The following is a 22,013-nucleotide window of genomic DNA, read 5'->3' on the forward strand; positions in this document are numbered from 1 at the left end:
TTTGGCGGTTGGCTTGATTCCGCTTGTGCTTACGGGCTGGTTTTGTCGGACAAGAGTGGACGCGAACTGCGTGCCTCGGAAAATCGGTATCAGATCCAACTCGTTCAGGACAAAGCACGTCAGATCGAGATGTTCGGAAAGCGTTTTGCTTCCGTGGTCTCCGGCCTGGCGATGGCACTCGAACTCTCAAATAATACCGCTGTTATCTCTTCTGCTCAAACAGAGTCAAAACTCGCCGGGATCCTAAAGGACAATCCCGATCTTCTCGCTCTCGATCTAAAACCGGAAGGCACTGAGCCTCTCTCCGTATTTCGACCCGAGGGGCTGACGCGTGTTGACGTCGATACGATTTCAGCAGAGGCTTCGGCCCTACCGCGTATCGGCAGGCTGTCCGTTGGACAACCCCGGAAGATCGAGCCAAGCGGTATTGTCGTGATGACCTTTTCGAGCGACGTTTTTGTCGGCGGTGCTAAGGCCGCAACGATCGTTGCTATCGCCTCGCTTCAGGGCGTGTCCCAAAGCGTTGTCGGACTTGCCGCAACCAAAGAAGAGGACCTCTGGAAAGGGGGCTTGCCCATTGTGTTCGTTGTTGACGCGAGCGGCTCGACAATCTTTCATCCCGATCCCGAACTTGCCTCAACACGAGAGTCGATGATCGATCTCAAGATCGTACAAGAATGGCTCGAATCGGGAACCCAGGTTCAGTCTGCGCTAGTTCCGTTCAAGGCAAGTTTCAATGGTGTATCGCATGACATGATAGGGGCATATTCGACAGCTAATATCAGCGAAGGCTATAAATTTGGCGTGATCACAATGCAGGACGAAAAGACCGCTCTTGCATCTGTCGGCGAAATGCGGAATCAAACATGGCTGATAAGTATGCTGTTTGCGGCATTAGCGCTTGTCGTTGGCCTTGTTGGCTCACGATATATGACCGCGCCGCTGATGCGGCTTGTGAACGCCTCGAAACTAATTGCCGCCGGCGATTTTTCTTCCAGAGTTGAAACGAGCAGCGTCACGGAACTTGGCACGCTGGGCGAATCATTCAACTTCATGACCGATAAGGTCGAAGAACAGATCGCCAATCTCGCAAAAGCGGCCGCCGAGAACAGGGAACTCTTTGTCGGTACGGTGAAGGCCCTCGCGGCAGCGATCGACGGCAAGGACAAGTACACACGCGGACACAGCGAACGGGTCGCCCGCATTTCGGTCGCCATGGGCAAACGCCTGGGAATGGGCGAAGAAGAGCTCGATACCCTTCGCATGAGCGCGCTGCTCCACGACATCGGTAAGATCGCCATCGACGACGCCATTCTCAAGAAGCCCGCGGCACTGACCGATGCCGAATACGAGATCATGAAAACACACCCGCAGCGCGGCTATAAGATCATGTCGCAGATACCGGCAATGAAAGACTTCCTGCCGGGCATGTATATGCACCATGAAATGGTCAACGGCCAGGGTTATCCGCAGGGCTTGACCGGTGACCAGATTCCGATGCAGGCAAAGATCATTTCCGTTGCTGATACTTTCGATGCAATGACGATCGACCGTCCGTACTCGAAAGGAATGGAATTGCAGCCTGCATTGGAGCGGCTGCGAAGTTTTGTTGGCACGCGTTATCAGCACGAAGTGGTCGAGGCCCTTGTGGACGCCTGTGCTGACGGAGAAGTAGCCAACGGGATCGTTAGGCAGCTGGCCGCGATCCGCGCAGCTGAAAATGATTCCCAAAGTCAAATAAAGCTTGTTGCCTAACGGGCTTTTGGTTTGCGTATGAACTCCGAAAATACACAAGAAACCTGGCAGGTCGAGGCAAACGGCATGGTTTGTGACACAAATTTTGCCGAAATGACCTCGTGGATAGATAATGGCATGCTTGGCCGGACCGATAAGGTACGTAAGGGCAATCTTCGCTGGATCGAGGCCGGAAAGGTGCCTTCACTCATTTCGGTATTTAATGCGAAAGACCATGGCCAACCGGTCGCACCTGTTATTACAGCGACGCTGCTTGCACCTTCGCAGCTGGCGGGTAATTCGACGCAGAATCCCATCAACGTTGAATCCGAGATCAGTGTGCCCGCACAGAACCACTCTACGGGCGCGGACGTATGCGCGATGCACAGCGATGTTCCGGCGGCGTTCGTCTGCGACACTTGTGCTAACCGATTCTGCAAAGTTTGTCCCAATTCCTATGGAGGGACCGTTAAGATCTGCCCTTTCTGCGGAGCGATGTGCAAGCCGGTGGCTCAAGCCGCCGTTCCCGACCATTCCCCACAATTCTCACGTGCGGCACCATTAGGCGAAGGGTTTGGGGTCGCCGATTTCGTATCGGCTTTGGGTTATCCGTTCAAATTCAAATCAAGCCTGATCATGGGTGCGGTCATGTACGCGATCTTTGCCATCGGACAGGGCTCAATGGGATTTGGCGGAATATTCATGCTTGGTTCGGGGTTGATGTGCATGCTGATGGCCAATACTTTGACCTTCGGCGTACTTGCCAACACTGTCGAAAACTTTTCTCAAGGAAAGATCGGCCTTAATTTTATGCCGTCGTTCGATGATTTCTCACTTTGGGATGATGTTGTTCATCCGTTTTTCTTGAGCATCGGCGTCTATGTTGTTTCCTTCGGCCCGCTGATCGCCGTTTTTCTTTTTGCCGTATTCATGATCGTAGGCAATGTCAGCAAAGAGATGAATCCAATGCAGGAGGACGCCGCCAAAACGGTCGTTCCGGACCTTCCGTACGCCTCAAAGGCCGCAAATCAATCGCAGCAGGTAAAGGAGCTCCTCAATAAACAGGCAGAAATACAAAACAAACGGGTCGCTGCGTTCGAAAGCGGTCAAGACCCTGGCCCGGAAACGACCGCCCGTGCTGCAGGCGTCGATCCGGACGAAGCGGAATTTGAAAGGATCAATAACATGATCCAGGAAAGCCGAAAGGCACAGCTCGAATCGACTATCGGAAAAGCGCCCGATACGGTCGCCAAGGAACAGTCCGATTTGTTACGGCAGATACTCGGATATGGAGCGCTGTTCCTACTGCTCAGCGGTATTTGTTTACTTTGGGGGCTCTTCTATTTTCCTGCGGCGAATATCGTTGCGGGATACACACGTTCGTTTGCGGCAACGCTCAATCCATCGGTCGGTTTCGATACGATCAAACGGCTTGGGTCCGATTACATCAAGATCCTCGCGTTCGGCCTGCTGCTCGCCATAATGTCAGCTTTTGTTGGCAGCGTCATCGGTTCAATACTCAGTGCTTTCGATATGCCGGGCGTAGGGAATGTTCCGGCAAAGGCGATAGGAGCATTGTTTGGATTCTATTTTTCAGTGGTGTTCTCATGCATGATCGGTTTCGCTCTGTACAAGAATGCTCATAAGTTAGCACTTCCGTCTTAGATCGTTGATCAAGATCCGTAATTACCGCACGTTGGCATAACGTGCGGTATTTTTTTATACTCTGTAGTTTGCTAAGGTGATGGTAAGGCTAAATTTATGGCGTTTTTTTGGCGTAGGAAGAAGGAAGATACATTTTCGAGTTCGGTGCTTGGGCTGGACAAATCGGTCGAAGAGCTTAAGGCTCAGGAGGAGGCCGTCGAACGCGAGATCGGCGTCCGCTTTTCAAAAGCGATCGAGAAGACCCGGCATTCGATCAACAATCGGCTCGATACGATATTCGAGGGCCGCAAACAGATCGACGATCAGCTGCTTGACGAACTCGAGGAGATGCTTATCTCGACCGATATAGGCGTGGCTACGACGATGCAGGTTCTGGATGCGATCCGTCGGGGTGTGTCGAGGCAGGAGATCGGTGATCTGGCGGCTCTGAAGTCAGCCATGAAACAGGAACTGCTGGATATACTTCATCATTCGACCGAAAGAGGCGTCGCGGATGAACGCAGCATAGATGAATCCATCAAACCTTACGTGCTGATGGTCGTCGGTGTGAACGGCGTAGGCAAGACCACCACGATCGGTAAACTTGCGCAGCGAATCAAAAATGAGGGTAATGACGTCCTTATATGTGCGGCTGATACATTTAGAGCTGCCGCCAGTGATCAGCTTGAGATCTGGGCCGACCGAGCGGGTGTGCAGATCGTACAGCAAAAGCAGGGAACCGACCCTGCAGCGGTGCTGTTCGACGCTCTCGCTGCAGCAAAGGCGCGCAGCAGCGACGTATTGATCGTCGATACCGCAGGACGCCTGCACAACAAGGCGAATCTAATGGCGGAGCTTGAAAAGATGAAACGTATCTCATCGCGCGAGGTCGCAGGTGCACCGCATGAGACCTTGCTCGTGATCGACGCGGTCACCGGCCAAAATGGACTCGAACAGGCACGTCAGTTCATGAAGACCGCCGACGTGACCGGCATTGTTCTGACCAAGCTCGACGGCACTGCCAAAGGCGGGATCGCGGTCGCCATCGCCAAGGAATTGAAACCCCCGATCCGCTACGTCGGCATTGGTTAACAGGTCGATGATCTGATGATCTTCGATCCCGAGAGTTATGTTAATGGGCTTTTCAATTAGGAGAATCATGAAAAAATATTCACTGATCGCACTCTTTGTACTTGCCGTGTTTTTTGGGTCGTCACAGATCGCTTCCGCCTGTTCGTGCGTTGTTCCTCCGCCCGGCGAGACGCTAAAATCTCAGGTTTCCAAGTCGAAAGTTGATGCAACGGCGATCTTCGTTGGAACGGTTGTTTCTATTCGGTTCTCTGACGATAAAATAAACGATGTCCCCGTAAAAAGGATCGCCAAGTTCAAGGTCGAACGGTCATGGAAGGGCCCGTCGGCAGAGTTTGTCGAGGTGGAATCGGCCAATGTTTGCTGCCTTTGCGGAATCGCATTTTCGGAAGGCCAGCGATATATCGTGTATTCGAATTCTCCTGATCCGGTATCACTTAAGCGCATCGAGCTGCAGCCGGACATCCGCGATCGAAAGGAAAAGCGATGATGAGAGATATTTAGGAAAGCAAAGGAAGATAAAGAGATCATCGAAATAGCAGCAGCACAACCTAACGACCTTTCTCTGGTACAGCGTGCTCTTGACCTCGCTGCCCGCGGTGTCGGGCTCGTCAGTCCAAATCCGCTGGTCGGGTGTGTGATCGTTTCAGCAGACGGACGGATCGTTGGTGAGGGTACGTACATTTATGATGATCTGGTTCACGCCGAGGCCATCGCTCTTGAACAGGCCGGTGAGCGGGCTCGCGGCGGAACCGCATACGTTTCGCTCGAACCGCACGACCATCACGGCAAGACGCCGCCTTGCACCGAGGCTCTCATAAATGCCGGCATCAAAAAGGTCGTCTGTCCCATCGAGGATCCAAACCCGCTTGTTTCCGGCCGGGGCTTTGAAAAGTTGAGGAATGCCGGCGTCAAAGTTGTCACTGGCGCACTCGCCGACGAAGCTTCGAAAATGAACGAAAAGTTCATTTGCTGGCACCGCGACAGGCGGCCTTTCGTACATCTGAAGATGGCGATGTCCCTCGACGGACGGATATCACTTTCTGACAGCGTTTCGACCGCCTTATCCGGCAGTGCAGCACAAGAGCGGGTGCAGAGTCTCAGGCACGAACACGATGCAATTCTCGTTGGCGGTAATACCGCGAGTGTCGACAACCCCAGCCTAACCGACCGCAGCGGCAGACCACGTAGAAGGCCGTTGCTGCGTGTGATCCTCGATAATCGGCTACAGACGAGGCCGGGCTCGATCGTCGCGACCACGACCGACGACGCTCCAACCATAGTATTCACAAACAGCCGTGATACCGACAAAAAAGCTGCACTACGTGAGTGCGGTGTTGACGTCGTCGAACTGGAAATGGGCGGACGCGACCTCGCAGGAGTGCTCGAGGAATTAAAAACGCGTGAGATCCAGAGCGTATTGGTCGAGGGCGGAACCGAGATTGCCGGAGCGTTTTGCGATGCCCGGCTGGTTGATAAGATAACGTTTATCGTGTCTCCGATCATCATCGGCGGCCGCGAGGCCCCAAATGCGATCGGCGGCAGTGGTCCCGAGACATTGGTCGAGGCGTTGCGGCTAAAGGAACTGTCCATTCAACGACTTGGCGACGACATCGAGATCACAGGATACCCTACGGCTGCATAAATCCAAGATCGCTCAGCCCAAAGTTCGGCAGATTTGGAAATACGTAATCACGATCTTCGGCGGGAAGCCCAAACCACGAAGCAAGCGTATTTGCATACTGTTCGACCGAAGTAGTTGGGATCCAGCGTCCACGTGCAGCCGATCCGAGATCCAGATCGTCTGGGCCGTTCTTCACCAGCGTCGGGAACGGTGTGCCGTTCGACGTATTCACACCATAAAAATCTCCGCCGAGAACTGACCCGCCAATAACAAAAGCATGATTGGCCCAAGCGTGGTCGCTACCGACATTTGCTCCGCTGCCTCCGGGGCCGAACGTTCGGCCAAAATCCGACAGCGTGAACTGCGTGACCTTATCTCCGACGCCCTGGACGGCCATTTCATCATAAAATGCCCTTGATGCCTGACTAAACTGAGAGAATAGCGTGGCCTGACCAAGCAGTTGGCCGGAATGTGTGTCAAACCCGTCGACGGTGCAGAAGAAGATCTGGCGGTTCATATGCAGGACGTCGCGATTCTTGATGAGCCTCGCGACCTGTTTCAACTGCCTGCCGATCTCGCTTGTGGGGAAATTTACGGTGGTTTCCGAACTGTTATTCAATGACGAAGCGATTCGAAGTGAATCGCGGTGCACCTTGCTCGATTCGTTGACCAGATCGTTTACGTCGGTGAGGTCCATTCCGGCCGAAAGTGCCGCCAATCGGGCATTTGCCGCTGCAGTTCCGTTGTAACCGGTGAGCGAAAGAATGCTGCTGAGCGGCGTCGGCGCCGGGCCAACGGCGAGCGGTTGAGTAATTTCACCGATCGTGAAGACGCGCATACCGTTGATCGAACCGATCGTCGGAACGAGTCGTTCCGGATTCGCCGGGATCGTCATTCTATCCGAGATACGGCCGCCCCATCCTGACAGCACAACGATATCGGCCCGGGCATTCATTTGTTGATTTGATTGATCGGTATGGGAGAATAATTGTCGAGGCCTCGGCACCGAGCCGTCCTGATATTGCGCACGTGTGATTGGTCTGACCAGCGTACCAACATTTGTGACAACGGCCATTTTTTGCAGAGCCCACAATTCGTGCAGGCCCGGATTAGTTCCGCCGGTGACAGTTCCAAAACTGGGATGTAAACCATAACTAAGTCCGCCAATACGCGGAACCGCGATCGGCAAAAGCGTGTTTTGGGCCAGTGCCAGTCCTTGAGCGGCACGTCCCGCGGAATAAGCGGAATAGTTGCTCACATTAGCATCGTTATGGTTTGGGATGACGGTGTTATTACCGTCATTACCACCCGTCAAAAAGATACAGACCAATGCGCGATAATCGCTCGGTACGGCATCGGAACGGTCCTTGGTTTGGGCGAACGCTGCGATCCGCCCGAAAAGATCGGTTTGAGTCGCCAATGCCGTCATCGTCAATGCGGATGCCGAATTACAAATAAATTCTCGTCTTGATCTTTTCATTTTATTACCTTTGGATCTGATACTGTGACGAAGCCGATATCAAGTAAGCCGCGGTCCTGACGCGGCCCGTCGGATCTGTGACGGGAACAGCCTGGATCGCAGGCAGCATCGTAGTTCGATGCGCCTGGGAAAGAGTGCCGTGCATCATCTTCGCGTTCAGCATATCGAGCAGAAGATTGCCTGTCGTGTCAGCTTCGGAGTACGTCGCAAATTCACTGAAATCCAATGCAGTGCCGCGGAGTGAATCCGTCGCGTTGGGCGAAATTCCGTTGAAAATATAAACAGATAGAAAGTTAGTCCGCTTGACTGCCGTTCCGGTATTAAAAATATCGAATTCCGGAGCAAGGATCGTCGTTCCGGGGATCACGTAGTCCGGTGCAAAATAGTTAAATACGGTCGGTGAATAAAATGGATACTGCCCCATCGTTTGAGCAGACGTACCCAGAGCACCGTCGCTGACACCGGAACCATTAAAGGCGACCGCCGGGAAAATTCGGCCGAGGTTTGTAATAAGCTGGACGGGTTCACGCAATTTTCCGTAACGTGGAGCGGTCTTAAGATCGCCGCGAGCCTCCGGATCAAGTAATACGGCTCGAATTACCGCTTTCATATCACCGCGTTCGCCCTGGCCGTTGTCGTTGAACGCACCTGCTACGCGTGAGACGTAAGCGGGCGAGGGGTCGCTTGTCACGAAATGCTGTATCAACAGCTTCCCAATGAATGGACCGACATTTGGGTGGTAAAAAATATTGTCGAGCGCATATTTCATCGATTGGTCGGCGAAGTTTGCGATCTCCGCATTGCTTGTGCAGTTCGTGCAGGCCGAAATGTCTCGGGTGACAGCGTTTGGATACGCCAGCAGCGTTTTTGCGGTCAGATCGTGATTTGCAGGCGAAAGGACCATCGGATCCTTATAATTTACCGAGCCGGGAACCGCATTTGGACAGTTACCCGTATTGCAGAATGTCCATCCGGTGAAGACCATGGATAGGTTGTCGATCGTCATCTGATCGTAAGTAGGGATCGGATGGCCCTGGCCGTCGAGTGTCAATGTGCCGTCCTGATTCAGCATATAAAGCCCGATCGAAAAAAGCTGCAGGATCTCACGGGGATAGTTTTCGTTTGGATTAGTTCGAGTGCTGCGGACCATATCGAGATAATTTCCCATGGTCGGACTCAACGTCGCGTCATACATCAGCTTTCGGTAGTTTCCGAAAGCGTTATCAGCAAGTATCTTGTGAAACGCAATTGCGTGGCTCGACTGTTGCGTCGTCACGCCGGAGGTGACCCATATCTGACTCAAAGCCCAAGCCATTTTATGACGGAGTTGAGCATTGCCGTAAAATGCTTCTTTGAAGAACCACTGTTGCAGCGGGATCATCGTGTAACGCTCGTTATAGCACGAGATGAAAGTGACCTGAGTACAGTCGGCAGGCGGTGTCGTCGGCATCTGAGGCGGATTTGGCCATGGAATGTACGGATACGGCGCCTCAAATTGTTCGCTCAGCCAAGTTCGCAGTCCGATCCGGCGAAGCCTTTCATCGGTGGCCGACGAGGGTCCAAATGCTGCTTGCTCGAGAAATCTGATCCGATCGCCGGACCAACGGTAACCGACGAAATTCTGTTCGGCAGAGTCGTTCGCACTGCTCATTGGGGCCGCAAGCGGCCTTAGCGTTCCTCCGGTGCGCCCGAGGCCGATCTTTAGAGGATGGCTCATCAGACCACGCCATGTTACATACATCCAATGATCGCCGTCCGCGTCCGGCTGTCCACGATAGCCGGAGGCGTCATAGAGCCTCACCCTAACCGCGATCTCGCCTCGTCGCGTACGCTCAAGGGAAACCGGTTTCAATTCGAAGGTTTTGCCGCCGGGACGGGTTAGGTAAACCCGAAACGCAGAGACAGATTCATCGCCTAGAAGATCAAGCGGACTTAGAAAAATCACTATTTCGCTTGCCGGCCCCGGCTTAAACACAATTCGACCGTTCGCAGGCAGAACGCCGCGAAACTCGTTAGTGTTTAATGCCAGAACACGGCTTCGATCGGCTCCGCTTAATAATCTTGGAGCAGGAGAATTCGGATTAGGGTCTTCCTGAGCGGCTGCCGACAAGCACAATGCCGTCCAAAGGCAAATTAAGACCAGCGGCCTAAAGAAATATTTCATAACGCTATCCTAGATAGAGATCGGTATACAGTATGCCCGGTTGCGGTTATAAAAGAGTTCGAATCTAATAGAGCATTTTATAGACTATTTTCCAAGAAAAGACAATTGTATCGTGCTTGACGCCGTGTAATGATCGTGCCGCTTTGCCTACTGCCTCAAACCAAATAGAATCTTATTTACAAATGAGCCATAGCAAGAATAAGCCGTTCGCAAAAAGATCGCTCGGACAGAATTTTCTGGTCGATGAAACAGTGGTCGGCAACATCGTTAGCGAGCTTCAGTTGAATGTCGGTGATACGTTGATCGAGATCGGACCGGGCCGCGGAGCGCTGACTGAAAAGCTCGTCGCTACCGGTGCCAAGGTCATTGCTATCGAGATCGACCGAAATTTCGTCCCCTCTCTTCGTGCCCAATTCCATTTTGATAGAAATTTCTCCGTCATCGAAGCTGACGTGTTGAATGTCGGAATTACCGAGATCGTTACCGACTCCGATAGGGGCTCCGTCAAACTGGTCGGTAATCTGCCGTACAACATTTCGACGGCGATCCTCGAACGTGCCGCCTTGGAACGCAATATATTTTCGCGTGCGGTTTTCATGTTTCAGCGGGAGGTCGTTGACCGAATATCGGCGAAGCCCGGTATGAGCGAGCGGGGCTATTTCACCGTGTTAGTAGAATCTTCGTTTGAGGTCACACGTCTGTTTGATGTCGCGCCGGAGGCATTTTCGCCGCGTCCAAAGGTATGGAGTTCCGTCGTCAAGCTCTCTCCTAAGCCGCCGTCAGCAGCGGACGAACCCGCTTTTCGAAAACTCGTCAGCGCTGCGTTCGCTCAGAAGCGAAAGACGATATTAAATAATCTGAAGTCTGTTGTGATCGACGCCGAGACAACCTTAAAAGAGGCCGCGATCGACCCTCGCCGACGGGCTGAGACACTAACATTAGACGAATGGCTGGCGCTTTATTTGGCCTCACAAGAAAAACGGCCGGACAGTTTGGAACCGCCCGACCGTCTGATCAAAAGACCTAAGCGTCTCTAGCGAACGTAGGCCGAAGGTGCCGCCAGGTCGCCATCACTACCGAATGTAGTGATCAGCATTCCCTGAGTTGAACGGTTGATGTACCAGGTGCCGGTTGCTGCCCGGAATACAGCGGTGTCAGCTTTGCCGTCACCGTCATAGTCACCCGGTGCGGGAGAGTCGGTCGAGATGCCAAAAGGTACCGAGTAATAACTCGCATCTTCGCTCCTCAAAACGAACCACTCGCCGCTCGAGGGTCTGAAGAACGCCACATCCGTTTTTCCGTCGCCCGTGAAGTCCTGAGCGACAGGTCTGTCTGTGGCAGAGCCAAATTGCATTGCTATCGTTCCGGCCACCGATCGATTCAACCACCACTGACCGTTAGATGGCCGAAATATTGCGAGATCGGCTCGTCCATCTCCATCATAGTCGCCAACTTGCGGCAGGTCGCCGGCCAGACCGAACTGTCTTATCACCGATCCTTCGGTGGTTGCCTGAATAAACCAAGTGCCTGCCGAGGGCCTGAATATTGCGATATCCGCACGGCCGTCGGCATCGTAATCGCCCGGAACCGTGACATCGCCGATCTGCCCGAAGGGAACCGAAAAGTAGCTATTATCCTCGCTGCGAAGGACCAGCCAATCGCTCGTCGACTGTCGCCAAACCGCAATGTCGGTCTTTCCGTCGCCGGTGTAGTCAGCAGGGACGATCACGTCACCTGGTGATCCGAACTGAAGAGCCAGGGATTGGCTGTCGCCGCTGCGCGTATACCACCATTCACCGTTGGACGGACGAAAGATCGAAATGTCGGTCTTTTGGTCGCCATCAAAATCAACATGAGCAGCTCTATTGACGTTTGTTGTGGCTTCGCCAAAGACAGTGAACCTCGCAGCCTGCGATACCGAAAATCCGTTTGCAGCTCCAGGGTCCGCGACATACCAGCGGGCAAAAAAGGTCTGTCCTACAATTGCTTGGTTATCCGGGATCGCAACGCTAACCGAAGTCCAACCGTTACCGCTACCCGTGTTCTGCGTTGTAGACACTACGCGGGCAAGCGAACCGGCGGTTGGAATGCTTGAGCCTGCACCGGGATCAACGGAATCGATAACGAGTACAGCGTTCGCATTACCGATCGCTCCGGACACTGACACTACAAAATTCGGATTTCCAACGAGCGGCGGCGAAATGGCTTTGATCTGCGGCGTGAAACCGCCGGAGCCAGATCGGCCGGTTCCGGTTATGGCCGGCATTCGGCTCGAGCCCATATACAGTGCCGGGCGGTCGAACGCGCCGGTTTCAGCGTTGACGCGAATGTCGGTCATTGGCCGTCTCAGAAATGCTACGAGATCAGCCTGCTGCTGTCCATTTAGACCCAAAGGCCTTATGAGATTAAGTGGCTTATTCGGAGCGTTAAAATCGCCGCCTCGATTGTAAAATGCGACAACTTGTTCGAGCGTAGTGAACTGCCCGTTGTGGAAAAACGACCCGCGAAGCGAAACATTCCTCAGGCTTGGAACGCGGAATGAGCCTCGATCACCGTTATTTCCCGTTACCGCGAAGCGTCCAAGATCATCATTCTGAGGACGCACTCCAATATATCGAAATGAATTGTCCGTCATCAGATTTCCTGCGTGACAAACGGCACAACTGCTGACCACAAAGATGTTACGCCCGTTCTGTTCCTGCTGTGTTAGCGGTGCGATGCCCGCATTCGCCAGATCGAGTGGAGTTTGGTCACTGTATAGCGATCGTTCGTAGGCGCCTATCGCTAGAGCGATGCGGGTCGGGGTGATCTCAGTAGTCCCGAATGTTTCAAGGAAAAGATCTTGGTAGCTTCTGCCGCCCATCCAGGTGTTCAAGGACGCAGGAATCGAAGGTGACAGAGCCAGCGGCTTCGAAGCGGCTACCCGACTCGCAACATCATTCCAGTCACGGCCGTTGTGTGCCATTTCAGAGGTCGAAACAGCAGGTCCAAGAACCTGACTTTCAAGTGCGGCACCTGCATTGATGATCACGTTATTTGTTACCGGATCTCGAAATTGGCCCGTCGCCCGCCCATCCCAAAACAACAGCGGTGCATAGCCGGCGTTGATGTGTGATACAGATTTTCTATTGGTGACCTGATCGTTGAGGCCATAGATCGGGAGACTTACGTATGTTCCATCCGGATTTGACGACGGCACGCCGGCCGATCCTCGGACATCATCGGGAGTCCCGAGAATATTATCCACGCCCGGATGTGTCGAGGTGCTGGTGGCCGGAACAGAGCGCGGATCGGTCCCGCCGTTTGCTGCATGATGACAGGTTCCACAGGAAACCGTTCGTGTTGATGATAGCTGCTCGTCCCAAAACAGGACCTTGCCCAGATACGTCTTTGCCGCCGTGGCAGGGTTGCCCGGAGGAACAGGCGGCGGCTCAAGTGCCGGAATAGGTCCCTGCTGCTGCGTTCCGGTACGTACACCCTGATCCGAGCTGCTCATAGCACTTGTCGTGGTACTGTTTTCAGCTCTCACCCAATAGAAGAATGTCGTGTTCGGTGGGGCTCCGATATCGAAGAAAGTATTTTCCGGCGTCGTGCCAATGTCGGTGGCACTTCCGGAGTTGTTGGTGGTGTTTCTGAATATCCTATAGTTCGTCGCTCCCCGGATCGTGTCCCACGAAATTCCGACCTTGTTGCTGTATATATTGTCGGTCGCCGTAACGCCCGTCGGTGCCGAAAGGGAACCGGCCTGGCCGGAGATCACATCTGTTGAATAGAGCTGTAAGCCTACGAACCCAAGTATAAATGCGGAGCAAACACCCCATTTAAGTCTTCTCATTTCATTCCTCCAAAATCCAACGCTATCTGAATAAGTGCCCGAACCTTGTTCTTATCTGATTTCTGCATCTGAACAGCCTCGATTTGAGATTACTTGTTGTGATCCCAATTGCGTCGGCTGCTTCACCGAGAGAATAGTCTTCTGAATAGACCAATGTCATCGCTATTCGATCCTTTGGGTCCAACGATGAAAGTACCCGTTCAGCCAACTGCGAGGCGATAATCGATCTGTCGGCCGTTGGCTCGCGACCGTCAATGACCGAAGTTACATAATCGTTCTCAGCGTCGCTCATTTCTGAGAAGAGGCTTTCGCCCTTTCGTCCCCGGCGTCGGAACTCGTCGTAGCAGACATTTACAGCGATGCGTGTCATCCAAGCTGCAAACGAACGGTCCTCACCGCCGCGGAAGTTCTTGAGCGAAAAGTACGCTTTCGTAAAGCACTGCTGAACGAACTCCTCGATCTCGCTACGCTCCCGAAAATAGCGGGCGACCACTTTCGTCATCGGTCTTTTGTATCTTTCAAATATCTCAGCAAATGCGGTCTCATCACCCGCGAGGGTCATTTGGACCAGGCGCTCATCAGTTATTGGCGCATCGTCTGCAAACTCGATCGTCGGTAATTGAGCCTCTCTCTGCAAGCTGATGTTTATAACCTCTTCGAACATTAGTTTCAAGTCTGACCGGTACCGAATGTCTTACTCCTGACGACGTTTAGCCGGAACATTCTCAACGCGGTAACCCGCCGGAACTCCAAAAAGATCGGCGGAAGGCTCACTTCGCTTGATGTTGACGAGTTTGAACACGTGCTCGCCGGCGATCGGGTCAAGATGTTTTGACATAACCAGTACCTGCAGTTCCGGCGAATACCAGCGTTCCGAAACGACTTGGATCGGCTTGTCATTTCCGATCTGACCGACAGGTATATCGAAGGTTACACGAGTGCCCTCGACAGATACCCCTTCGATCGACTTTGTGCCGAGAGATTCGGTCTTGGCGTCCCGCGGTTGTCCCGGTTCAGGTGCCAACCCCGTTATTAATGCACTCTTTCGGGCGATCTTATTATTAACGTCCAGGAAGATCTGTGAATTGTTGACAAAATCGTTGATGAACACGAGCATCTGCGGTTTATTGTCCGATCCGACGATGTTGATCCCGCCGACCATCTCGAGCGGCTGTTCCCGCCTTGTGCGGCCTTCGCCGTCGCGATATGTCGCACCACGCACCTGCTTTGTAACGGTAGAACCATCAAACAGCCGGCGAGTGTCTTCGATCAGGATCTCCGCAGAGAACGGCTGGCCCTTGACGAGCTTGTCGCCAAATCTTAGTTCGGCAGCGATGAACCTGGCATTCGGAGCCATTTCCGGTTTTCGAGGGCCATCTCGGCGGGGCATTTTACGGGCTTCGATCTTTCCGAGCGACCCGTCGCGGTTTTCGTCCATCTCATTAAAGACCGCAGTCACGATCCCCTCGAATTCCGTTCTGGTCAGTTCTCGACCTTCGCGAAATTGTGGTTCGAAGAAAAACGGCGGAAGAAGCTTTTTGCCGTCCTTTCCGGGCCGTTGCCCATCTCGCGGACGCGGCGGGAATTCAAGCTCAGGTCCTTCGATCGTGCCGTTTTTGTTCCGGTCAAGATCGCCGAAGGTTCGTTCGATAGCCGCCTTGAACTCTTCCGACTCCAGGATGTCGTTGCCGTTTGCATCATGCGGACGTATCCATTCGCCGTCGGGCGGTCCGTCGCGGCGATCATTATCATGGTCGCCCATCGGCGGACGTACGTCTCTCGGCGGCCGGCCCTGGTCGCCTCTAGGCATACCACGCCCAGGCTGGCCGATGCCTCCTCCCGGCGGACGCTGACCGAAGACAGTTGCGGCAAAAAGAAGCGTAAAGATAAATGCGATATATAAATTCTTGTTCATAACAACTCCCGTAAACATTACGGCCTAACGAATAAATCTAATTGCGTGTGATATGCCGTCATCTCCGACTACGACCTCGGCGTCGACAAGGTTGGACGGCTTTTCGACCGACGAAACCAGGCCTAGCGTTACCATCATTGAACTTGGAACCTTGACCCGAACGACCTGTCCGCTATCGGGCCTGCGGGCATAGGTCAGAGCAATAAAGTCCGACTTTATCTCCGATCGCTTATCGACCGCATTGGCGGCGATCGCCGGGGCCGCCCTTTTCTGATTAACTGATATTGCCCCAACTGCCCGCCGTTCTACTCGCTCCGGCCTTTTTGCAGACGCAGTGACCACTTTATCATTCTCAACAATGGCAGGAAGTGCCGGCTCGGTGACGGTCGAAACAGGTTTATCTGTATTCGACGAGGTCACATTCTGCTGCACTCCTGCCTGTTCCGTTTTCTCGCCGATCGGGCGGAAAACGAATAACGTTACCAAAGCCAAGGCGGCCAACACCGGAACACCGACCGACAGCCATCGCCTCAGTACCGGAGGCCACGGCGAGCGTTCAGCCCTTGCGGCAGTTATCTCCCGCTGAACCGCCCACCAAAGGGTTGGTGCATCCGCTATCTGATCTACCGTTTCCGCGTCAAGAGCCGCATCGCTGACGATAGCCGTCATCAATTTTTCGATCTGCTCATCCGAAAGCTGCTTATTCATACTTTTGACTCCGATATTTCTGTTGTCGGATAAAGGACGCGCGAAAAAGCGGCGTGGTTTCATTTAATTTCGCCACGCCGCATTCCAAATGAATTGGGTTCAAATTACTCCTCTGCGACCTGTTCGACTTCCGTCTTTGGAAAGAGCAGAGAAAATACTACTGACAACGCAATAACCGAAGTGATAAAGCCAAGCGAATAGGAAATGGGGAACTTGCCGCCAAACATATCGTTTAGCCAAACCATCTTGAGACCAACAAAAACTAGCACGATCGCAAGACCATATTTGATAAGCCAAAACTTATCTATAACGCCCGCAAGCATGAAATACATTGATCGCAATCCTAATATCGCAAAGATATTCGACGTAAACACGATCATTGGCTCGTTAGTGATCGCAAATATCGCCGGTACGCTATCGACAGCGAAAATGATGTCAGTTGCCTCGAGGAACAAAAGAGCAATGAACATTGGAGTCGCGTGCCATTTGCCATCGATCATCGAGAAGAAATTCTTCCCGTCAAGCTTTGGTGAGATAGGCATGAACTTCTTAAAGATCCTGATGAGAAAGTTTTTTTCAGGCTCGATCTCTTCGTTACTGGCGAAGAACATCTTTATGCCCGTCACTATCAAGAACGCACCAAACAGATATATGACCCAATGAAACTCCATGAGTGCGGAGCCCATCGCAATAAAGATGCCGCGGAACACTAAAGCTCCGAGGATGCCATAAAACAGCACGCGATGCTGATACTTCGTAGGTATCGCAAAGTACGCGAAGACCATAACGAAGATAAAGATGTTATCGATTGAGAGCGATTTCTCAACAATATAGCCAGTCAAAAATTCCAGTGACACATTCCATGCCGCTATGTCGGGAACAAAGCTAGGGTCTGAGATCAGACGTTCATCTTGGGGAAATTTCCATAATGCGTATCTATACAAGACAAAGTTGAAAATTAGGGCCAGCGATACCCAAACAACGCTCCAAATCGAAGCTTCTTTGAATGATACCTCGTGAGCTTTTCGGTGAAAGACACCAAGGTCCAGAGCAAGCATTAACAATACGAAAAAGGTGAATAGTCCGTAGAACCACCAATATTCTGCGAAAGGAAAAAGTGACATTATTTTCTACCTCCTTTGGGCTTTCCGCCTCGGTCGAAGGCCCCGTTCAAAATGGCTGCAATGCGTTTTACAGCGACGGTCTCTTCGTAGCAAATTCGAGCGCCGCCGGCAGGGAACTGAGAGCTTCCGCCAGATGCTTCAGCAACCAATGTGCATTGTGATATGAGACTGTATTTTTCTTCTGCTCGTTCGTCTTCGGAAAGCGATTCGAATCGTTCCTTTAGCCTTTCAAGCGACTTATGTACGAAATCCCCATTAGGCGAGAGCTTGAGCCAGCTTAAAAGCCGTTGGATATTATCGTTTGTAGGACGAATACCGAGATCAAAAAATGAATCGAATATCAGTTTTCTTTCCTTTTTTGTTATATGTCCGTCAGCCCATGCGACTTCGACAAGCGGAACCAACTTGAGCAATTCCACGGAATCACCATCTTCGCCCTCCGCGTTGGCCGAACTCTGTTCCAATGCTCTAATTCGCTTTTCGGCGCTTTTTAGAACCTCTACTTCACCAGGCCCCGCGTTGTGTCCACGCCACAGCCCAAATATTTGTTTTTGGCCCAATCCGGCAATGTATTTTGTTTGCTCCAACAGATGCGAAGCTATCGCGGCCGTTTCCGGAAGAGCGAGAGTCTTCAATCGACCTCCTAAATCTTTCCACCACGTTTCGTATTCCTTTGCGTGAGGGCGAGTTGACAGCCTGTCCATCAAAACAAAGAAATTTGCTTCGTTTTCAAGGATTCCGTATTTGTCGGCGGCGCGTAGGATAGCATCCTGCTCGTAACGACCAATTCGGCCATCGACCCAGGAAATCTCTATCAGTGGAGTTAGTAGTAAGATGAACAGCTCGTTGCTGCTAAGTTCGGAATGTTCGAGAAGCTGCCTGATGCGTTTGCAATCAGTTTCAAAACGCCGATCGGCACGCATTCGCTCCTTGTATTGGCGAAAACTCTCGAGTAGAAATTGGCTCATATGCAAGTCCTCCATTACTGGTCGCCTGCAAACAAAAAGACCTTTGCAGGCAAAATAGCCGCAAAGGTCTCGAACTTTATCCGATCACCGGACCGAACTGGCTTAGTTCGGACGTAATGACGATGTATCGGTCCTTAGCAATTGCTAAGGTTTCTACTCCCCAAACAAATTGTCTTGAGTATGTTCGCGTAAACCTTATACTCTTGTCAAGTATCGCAGAGTCCGTATGATATACTCTGATAATTTATGAGTAAGATAGAAGTTATCCCGCTAGGCGGCATCGGCGAATTCGGGATGAACTGCATGGGCATCCGGTACAGAGATGAAATGATCATCGTCGACGCCGTAATGCGCTTTCCCGAGGAAACGCCCTATGGTGTTGACATATCGATCCCGAATTTCGACTTTCTCGAAGAATACCGCGATGACCTGACCGCGATCATCCTGACGCACGGTCACGAAGATCATATTGGGGCACTTGCCTACATACTCCGTAAATTTAACCTGCCGGTTTATTCCTCGCGTTTTACGCTCGCGTTAACAGAAAAACGTCTGGTCGAATTCGACATGATGGACGACGTGATGCTCCACCGCGTCGAAGCGAACGACATTATCGAGATCGGGAATTTCAAGATCGAGTTCATTCATGCTTCGCATTCGCTCGTAGAGTGCTTTTCGCTGGCTATACACACACCGGTCGGGACGATCATCCATACCGGCGACTACAAGATCGACGATACTCCGGTGATCGGCAAGCCATACGATCTCAAGACGCTCGGCCGGCTTGGCGACGAAGGCGTACTCGCTCTGCTGTGCGATTCGACGAATGCCACTGTTCCCGGGCGGACGCCGTCAGAAATGGCTGTAATTCCTGCCTTCGAAGAGATTTTCGAGCAGACCGAAGGACGGTTGATCGTGTCTACATTTTCCTCGTCGCTGCATCGTTTGCAGATCGTATTTGACGTGGCGCATCAGTTTGGGCGAAAGGTCTGTGTGCTCGGCCGCTCCATGCTAAAGAACATTGAGATCGCATACGAGCAAGGCCTTCTTAAGATCCCAAAGGGCCTAAATATCGAACTCAGCGATGCCCGTCGGCTCGATGACGATGAGATCTGCTATCTCGTCACGGGTTCGCAAGGCGAAATGCGTGCGGCATTGTGGAATCTTGCGACCGGAACGTACAAGGGCTTGGAAATCGAAAAGGGCGACACCGTTGTGCTTTCGGCCAGAATTATTCCCGGCAACGAAAAGAATATCAGCCGCTTGATCGGACATCTCTACAAACGCGGTGCGAACATCATCGAGGAAAAACGGCGGCTGGTCCATGTCAGCGGCCATGCTTCGCAGGGTGACATCAAGATCATGGTCGAGACCTCGAAGCCCAAGTTCGTCATACCGATCCACGGCGAATATCGTATGCTTTTCCGCCAGAAGGAGTTCATCAAGAACCACGTGGGCAGTTACGATGACGAAGACATTATCCTTATCGAGAACGGCAACGTCTTGGAACTCGACGAACGATCGGCTGTCATCGTTGAAAAGCGGGAGTTGTATAAGACTTTTATCGACGAAGAGTCGATGGAAGAGATCGAATACGACGTTGTCCGCGAACGAAAGAAACTCGCCTACGGCGGGGCTATCTCACTCGTCGTTGCGATGGAAAAGAACACCAATCAACTCAACGGCGAACCGCAGGTCACCTTTGAGGGCGTTGCCGGCATCGATCCGCTCAACGGCTTTGCCGCCGATGCCCGAAAGTCGGTCGCGAAAGCCATCGCCGACATGAAACCCGATCACATCTCTAACCGCACGATGTTCAAAGAAAACCTGCGCATCCATCTGAAGCGTTTTGTCCAAAAAGAACTGAGTTCGAAACCGGTGATCGTCACGACGATCGTGGAGGTTTAGTTGAGTGCGGACGATCGAAGCTAATTACAGTTTTTGGAAGTCGAGTGCGGGTGTTGTCCTTCTTTCAGCTGCTCTGTTCGGTTACTATCTATTTCTGCCGGAAAAGTACAAACACTTTGTAATTCCGATCATACTCGGCAGTGTCTTGCTGTTGTCAATATATGTGATGTTTCGGCGGTTTTCCGCGACGAGACCGGTCATACGTATTGACGAAAAGGGCCTCACCGATAACCGGAGCGGCGTGGGCTTTGTGCCGTGGTCGGCGATTAAAAGCGCCGAGATCCGATCGTTCAAGGCTGAACGTTGGATCGCCGTTATGTTGAAAGATCCCGACGTTTTTAGCTCAGAGATGGGCCCTCGGGCAGCGATCAAAAGCTTTCTTTGGGGTGCCGATTTGAAAGTTCAATTTTCCGACCTTGATATCGGAGTTGATGACGCATTTTCGTTGGTGTCAGAGTATCTAGGACACGAATAATATGGCGAGGGTTTTCTCAATAATCGGTCTAATATTGCTCGTTGTATCTCTCGGCGGCTGTGTTCGCGACAATCCTGCAATTCTGGATGAGATCGCGGAACTTGGGCCATTCAAGGATCACTCTTTTTACGAGATATTTGAAGAGCAAACAAACGCGGGTGAGCGTGGTGTCTATGGATATCCTAAGATCGTCGTCGTCGTTCGCAAGGGTTTGACCAAGGAAGAGCGTGAAAAGGTCGCGTGGGCGTATCACAAGGCCCATCCAAAGGCTCGCATTGATTTTTTTGACGACGAATCCAAACTCAACGAGTACATTGCGATGGACAAAAAGCCTCCCAACAGCCCGCGCGACCCCAGCGCCGTTTACGACGATGGTTTCATTTCCAAACACCGCGTCGCCCAGTTGATGCAAACGGACAAAGGCGAGTGGTTTGTCGTCACCGAACCTTACAAAGGACGTTAATACGCGCAACTTATGGATTGGAAAGACAAAAAGATCTTCCTCACCGGAGCGTCAAGCGGTATCGGCGAGGCCCTAGCGATAGCAATGGCAAAGCGAGGTGCGACGATCGGTTTACTCGCGCGCCGTGGGGAACTGCTCGACAAGCTCAAAAAGCATTGCGAAAAGGCCGGCGGGACTGCCCGTGTGTTCGCGTGTGATGTTACCGACGAAGATGCTGTACTAGCTGCCGCCAATGAGTTCTTCGCAGAATTCGACCGGATCGACATTTTGATCGCCAATGCCGGGATCGGCGGAAACAATGCAGAAACACGTGCTCTGCAGCCATTGGCCGTAAAGAAGGTGATCGATATCAATTTGATGGGGGCGGTGAATTCGGTCCATGCAGTGCTGCCACGGATGTTGAAAAAGGGTTCCGGACAGATCGTCGCTATTTCGAGTCTTGCGGGATTTCGAGGTTTGCCAAGATCGGCTGCCTATTCGGCCAGCAAAGCCGGGATGACAGCCTTTTTTGAGAGCGTTAGGCTCGACGTTAAGCATCAGGGCGTTGACGTTACTATCATCCAGCCAGGATTTATAAAGACGCCGCTCACGTCCGGCCGCGAGGCAAAAATGCCATTCCTTATGGAACTCGATGATGCGATACCGCATTTTCTCAAAGCGATCGAAAAGAAGAAGCGTTTTGCGGCATTTCCATGGCAGCTCGCTACCGTCGTTCGAGCAGGCAAATTCATGCCGTCGTGGCTCTACGACCGCGTCGCCGGACGGGCTCGATACCGTGAATAGTTTCCCGCCCGCGAATATGCTAAATTGTCTTTTTGCCGGTTAGGCTGATTTCATCCAACGTTCGCGTTCCGCCCTTACTCACGTGCGGGCCTTTGCCCA

General features: G+C 52.3%; 18 protein-coding genes. 10 read left to right on the forward strand and 8 right to left on the reverse strand.

Annotated features, from left to right (window positions below):
- Positions 1 to 42: 42 nt before the first annotated feature.
- The 5 genes from IPK01_18385 to ribD all read left to right on the forward strand — a co-directional run bounded on the left by IPK01_18385 (position 43) and on the right by ribD (position 6,112).
- On the forward strand, positions 43 to 1,755 hold the full coding sequence (locus IPK01_18385; protein MBK7935399.1) for an HD domain-containing protein: 1,713 nt from the start codon (positions 43 to 45) through the stop codon (positions 1,753 to 1,755).
- Between the two features lie 18 nt (positions 1,756 to 1,773).
- Complete coding sequence (locus IPK01_18390) at positions 1,774 to 3,399, forward strand: DUF4013 domain-containing protein (GenBank protein MBK7935400.1); 1,626 nt, start codon at positions 1,774 to 1,776, stop codon at positions 3,397 to 3,399.
- Between the two features lie 96 nt (positions 3,400 to 3,495).
- Positions 3,496 to 4,470 carry a signal recognition particle-docking protein FtsY gene (gene ftsY, locus IPK01_18395; GenBank protein ID MBK7935401.1) on the forward strand — a complete coding sequence of 325 codons (975 nt, stop codon included), beginning with the start codon at positions 3,496 to 3,498 and terminating at the stop codon, positions 4,468 to 4,470.
- Between the two features lie 67 nt (positions 4,471 to 4,537).
- Positions 4,538 to 4,957, forward strand: a complete 420-nt coding sequence (locus IPK01_18400; GenBank protein ID MBK7935402.1) for a hypothetical protein — start codon at positions 4,538 to 4,540, stop codon at positions 4,955 to 4,957.
- Positions 4,958 to 4,963: 6 nt separating this feature from the next.
- Positions 4,964 to 6,112 (forward strand): bifunctional diaminohydroxyphosphoribosylaminopyrimidine deaminase/5-amino-6-(5-phosphoribosylamino)uracil reductase RibD, encoded by a 1,149-nt coding sequence (gene ribD / locus IPK01_18405; protein ID MBK7935403.1) that lies wholly within the window; start codon positions 4,964 to 4,966, stop codon positions 6,110 to 6,112.
- Here ribD and IPK01_18410 read toward each other — a convergent pair.
- Together IPK01_18410 and IPK01_18415 are read right to left on the reverse strand one after the other, a co-directional pair.
- Positions 6,099 to 7,571, reverse strand: a complete 1,473-nt coding sequence (locus IPK01_18410; GenBank protein MBK7935404.1) for a DUF1501 domain-containing protein — start codon at positions 7,569 to 7,571, stop codon at positions 6,099 to 6,101. The two genes, ribD and IPK01_18410, sit on opposite strands and share 14 nt — an antisense overlap.
- Positions 7,572 to 7,575: 4 nt before the next feature.
- Complete coding sequence (locus IPK01_18415; GenBank protein MBK7935405.1) at positions 7,576 to 9,735, reverse strand: DUF1800 domain-containing protein; 2,160 nt, start codon at positions 9,733 to 9,735, stop codon at positions 7,576 to 7,578.
- A gap of 182 nt (positions 9,736 to 9,917) precedes the next feature.
- Between IPK01_18415 and rsmA the strand changes: the two genes are divergently transcribed.
- Positions 9,918 to 10,772, forward strand: a complete 855-nt coding sequence (rsmA, locus tag IPK01_18420) for a ribosomal RNA small subunit methyltransferase A (GenBank protein ID MBK7935406.1) — start codon at positions 9,918 to 9,920, stop codon at positions 10,770 to 10,772.
- Here the strand turns inward: rsmA and IPK01_18425 are convergent.
- The 6 genes from IPK01_18425 to IPK01_18450 form a co-directional block, all read right to left on the reverse strand.
- Complete coding sequence (locus IPK01_18425) at positions 10,769 to 13,570, reverse strand: VCBS repeat-containing protein (protein ID MBK7935407.1); 2,802 nt, start codon at positions 13,568 to 13,570, stop codon at positions 10,769 to 10,771. The genes rsmA and IPK01_18425 overlap by 4 nt on opposite strands.
- Positions 13,571 to 13,592: 22 nt before the next feature.
- Complete coding sequence (locus IPK01_18430) at positions 13,593 to 14,234, reverse strand: RNA polymerase sigma factor (GenBank protein MBK7935408.1); 642 nt, start codon at positions 14,232 to 14,234, stop codon at positions 13,593 to 13,595.
- A 30-nt stretch (positions 14,235 to 14,264) separates the two neighbouring features.
- Positions 14,265 to 15,485, reverse strand: a complete 1,221-nt coding sequence (locus IPK01_18435) for a hypothetical protein (GenBank protein MBK7935409.1) — start codon at positions 15,483 to 15,485, stop codon at positions 14,265 to 14,267.
- A 24-nt stretch (positions 15,486 to 15,509) separates the two neighbouring features.
- The gene (locus IPK01_18440) at positions 15,510 to 16,193 is read right to left on the reverse strand and encodes a hypothetical protein (GenBank protein MBK7935410.1); all 684 of its coding nucleotides are present in this window, start codon (positions 16,191 to 16,193) and stop codon (positions 15,510 to 15,512) included.
- A 104-nt stretch (positions 16,194 to 16,297) separates the two neighbouring features.
- Complete coding sequence (locus IPK01_18445; protein ID MBK7935411.1) at positions 16,298 to 17,317, reverse strand: TerC family protein; 1,020 nt, start codon at positions 17,315 to 17,317, stop codon at positions 16,298 to 16,300.
- Positions 17,317 to 18,285, reverse strand: a complete 969-nt coding sequence (locus IPK01_18450; protein ID MBK7935412.1) for a hypothetical protein — start codon at positions 18,283 to 18,285, stop codon at positions 17,317 to 17,319. Before IPK01_18450 ends, IPK01_18445 begins: the two co-directional genes overlap by 1 nt.
- A 246-nt stretch (positions 18,286 to 18,531) precedes the next feature.
- On the opposite strand from IPK01_18450, the gene IPK01_18455 reads away from it, so the two are divergent.
- From IPK01_18455 to IPK01_18470, 4 genes are read left to right on the forward strand one after another with little or no spacing between them, the layout of a single operon-like run.
- Positions 18,532 to 20,193, forward strand: coding sequence for a ribonuclease J (locus tag IPK01_18455; protein ID MBK7935413.1), 1,662 nt, complete (start codon positions 18,532 to 18,534; stop codon positions 20,191 to 20,193).
- A gap of 4 nt (positions 20,194 to 20,197) precedes the next feature.
- Positions 20,198 to 20,668: a hypothetical protein gene (locus tag IPK01_18460; GenBank protein ID MBK7935414.1), complete on the forward strand. Its 471-nt coding sequence runs from the start codon at positions 20,198 to 20,200 to the stop codon at positions 20,666 to 20,668.
- 1 nt (position 20,669) lies between these two features.
- Complete coding sequence (locus IPK01_18465) at positions 20,670 to 21,131, forward strand: hypothetical protein (GenBank protein ID MBK7935415.1); 462 nt, start codon at positions 20,670 to 20,672, stop codon at positions 21,129 to 21,131.
- A gap of 12 nt (positions 21,132 to 21,143) precedes the next feature.
- A complete protein-coding gene (locus IPK01_18470) occupies positions 21,144 to 21,914 on the forward strand; it encodes an SDR family NAD(P)-dependent oxidoreductase (GenBank protein ID MBK7935416.1) in 771 nt (256 codons plus the stop codon).
- The last annotated feature ends 99 nt before the right edge of the window (positions 21,915 to 22,013 follow it).

This window comes from Acidobacteriota bacterium, assembly GCA_016713675.1.
Taxonomy (GTDB): domain Bacteria; phylum Acidobacteriota; class Blastocatellia; order Pyrinomonadales; family Pyrinomonadaceae; genus OLB17.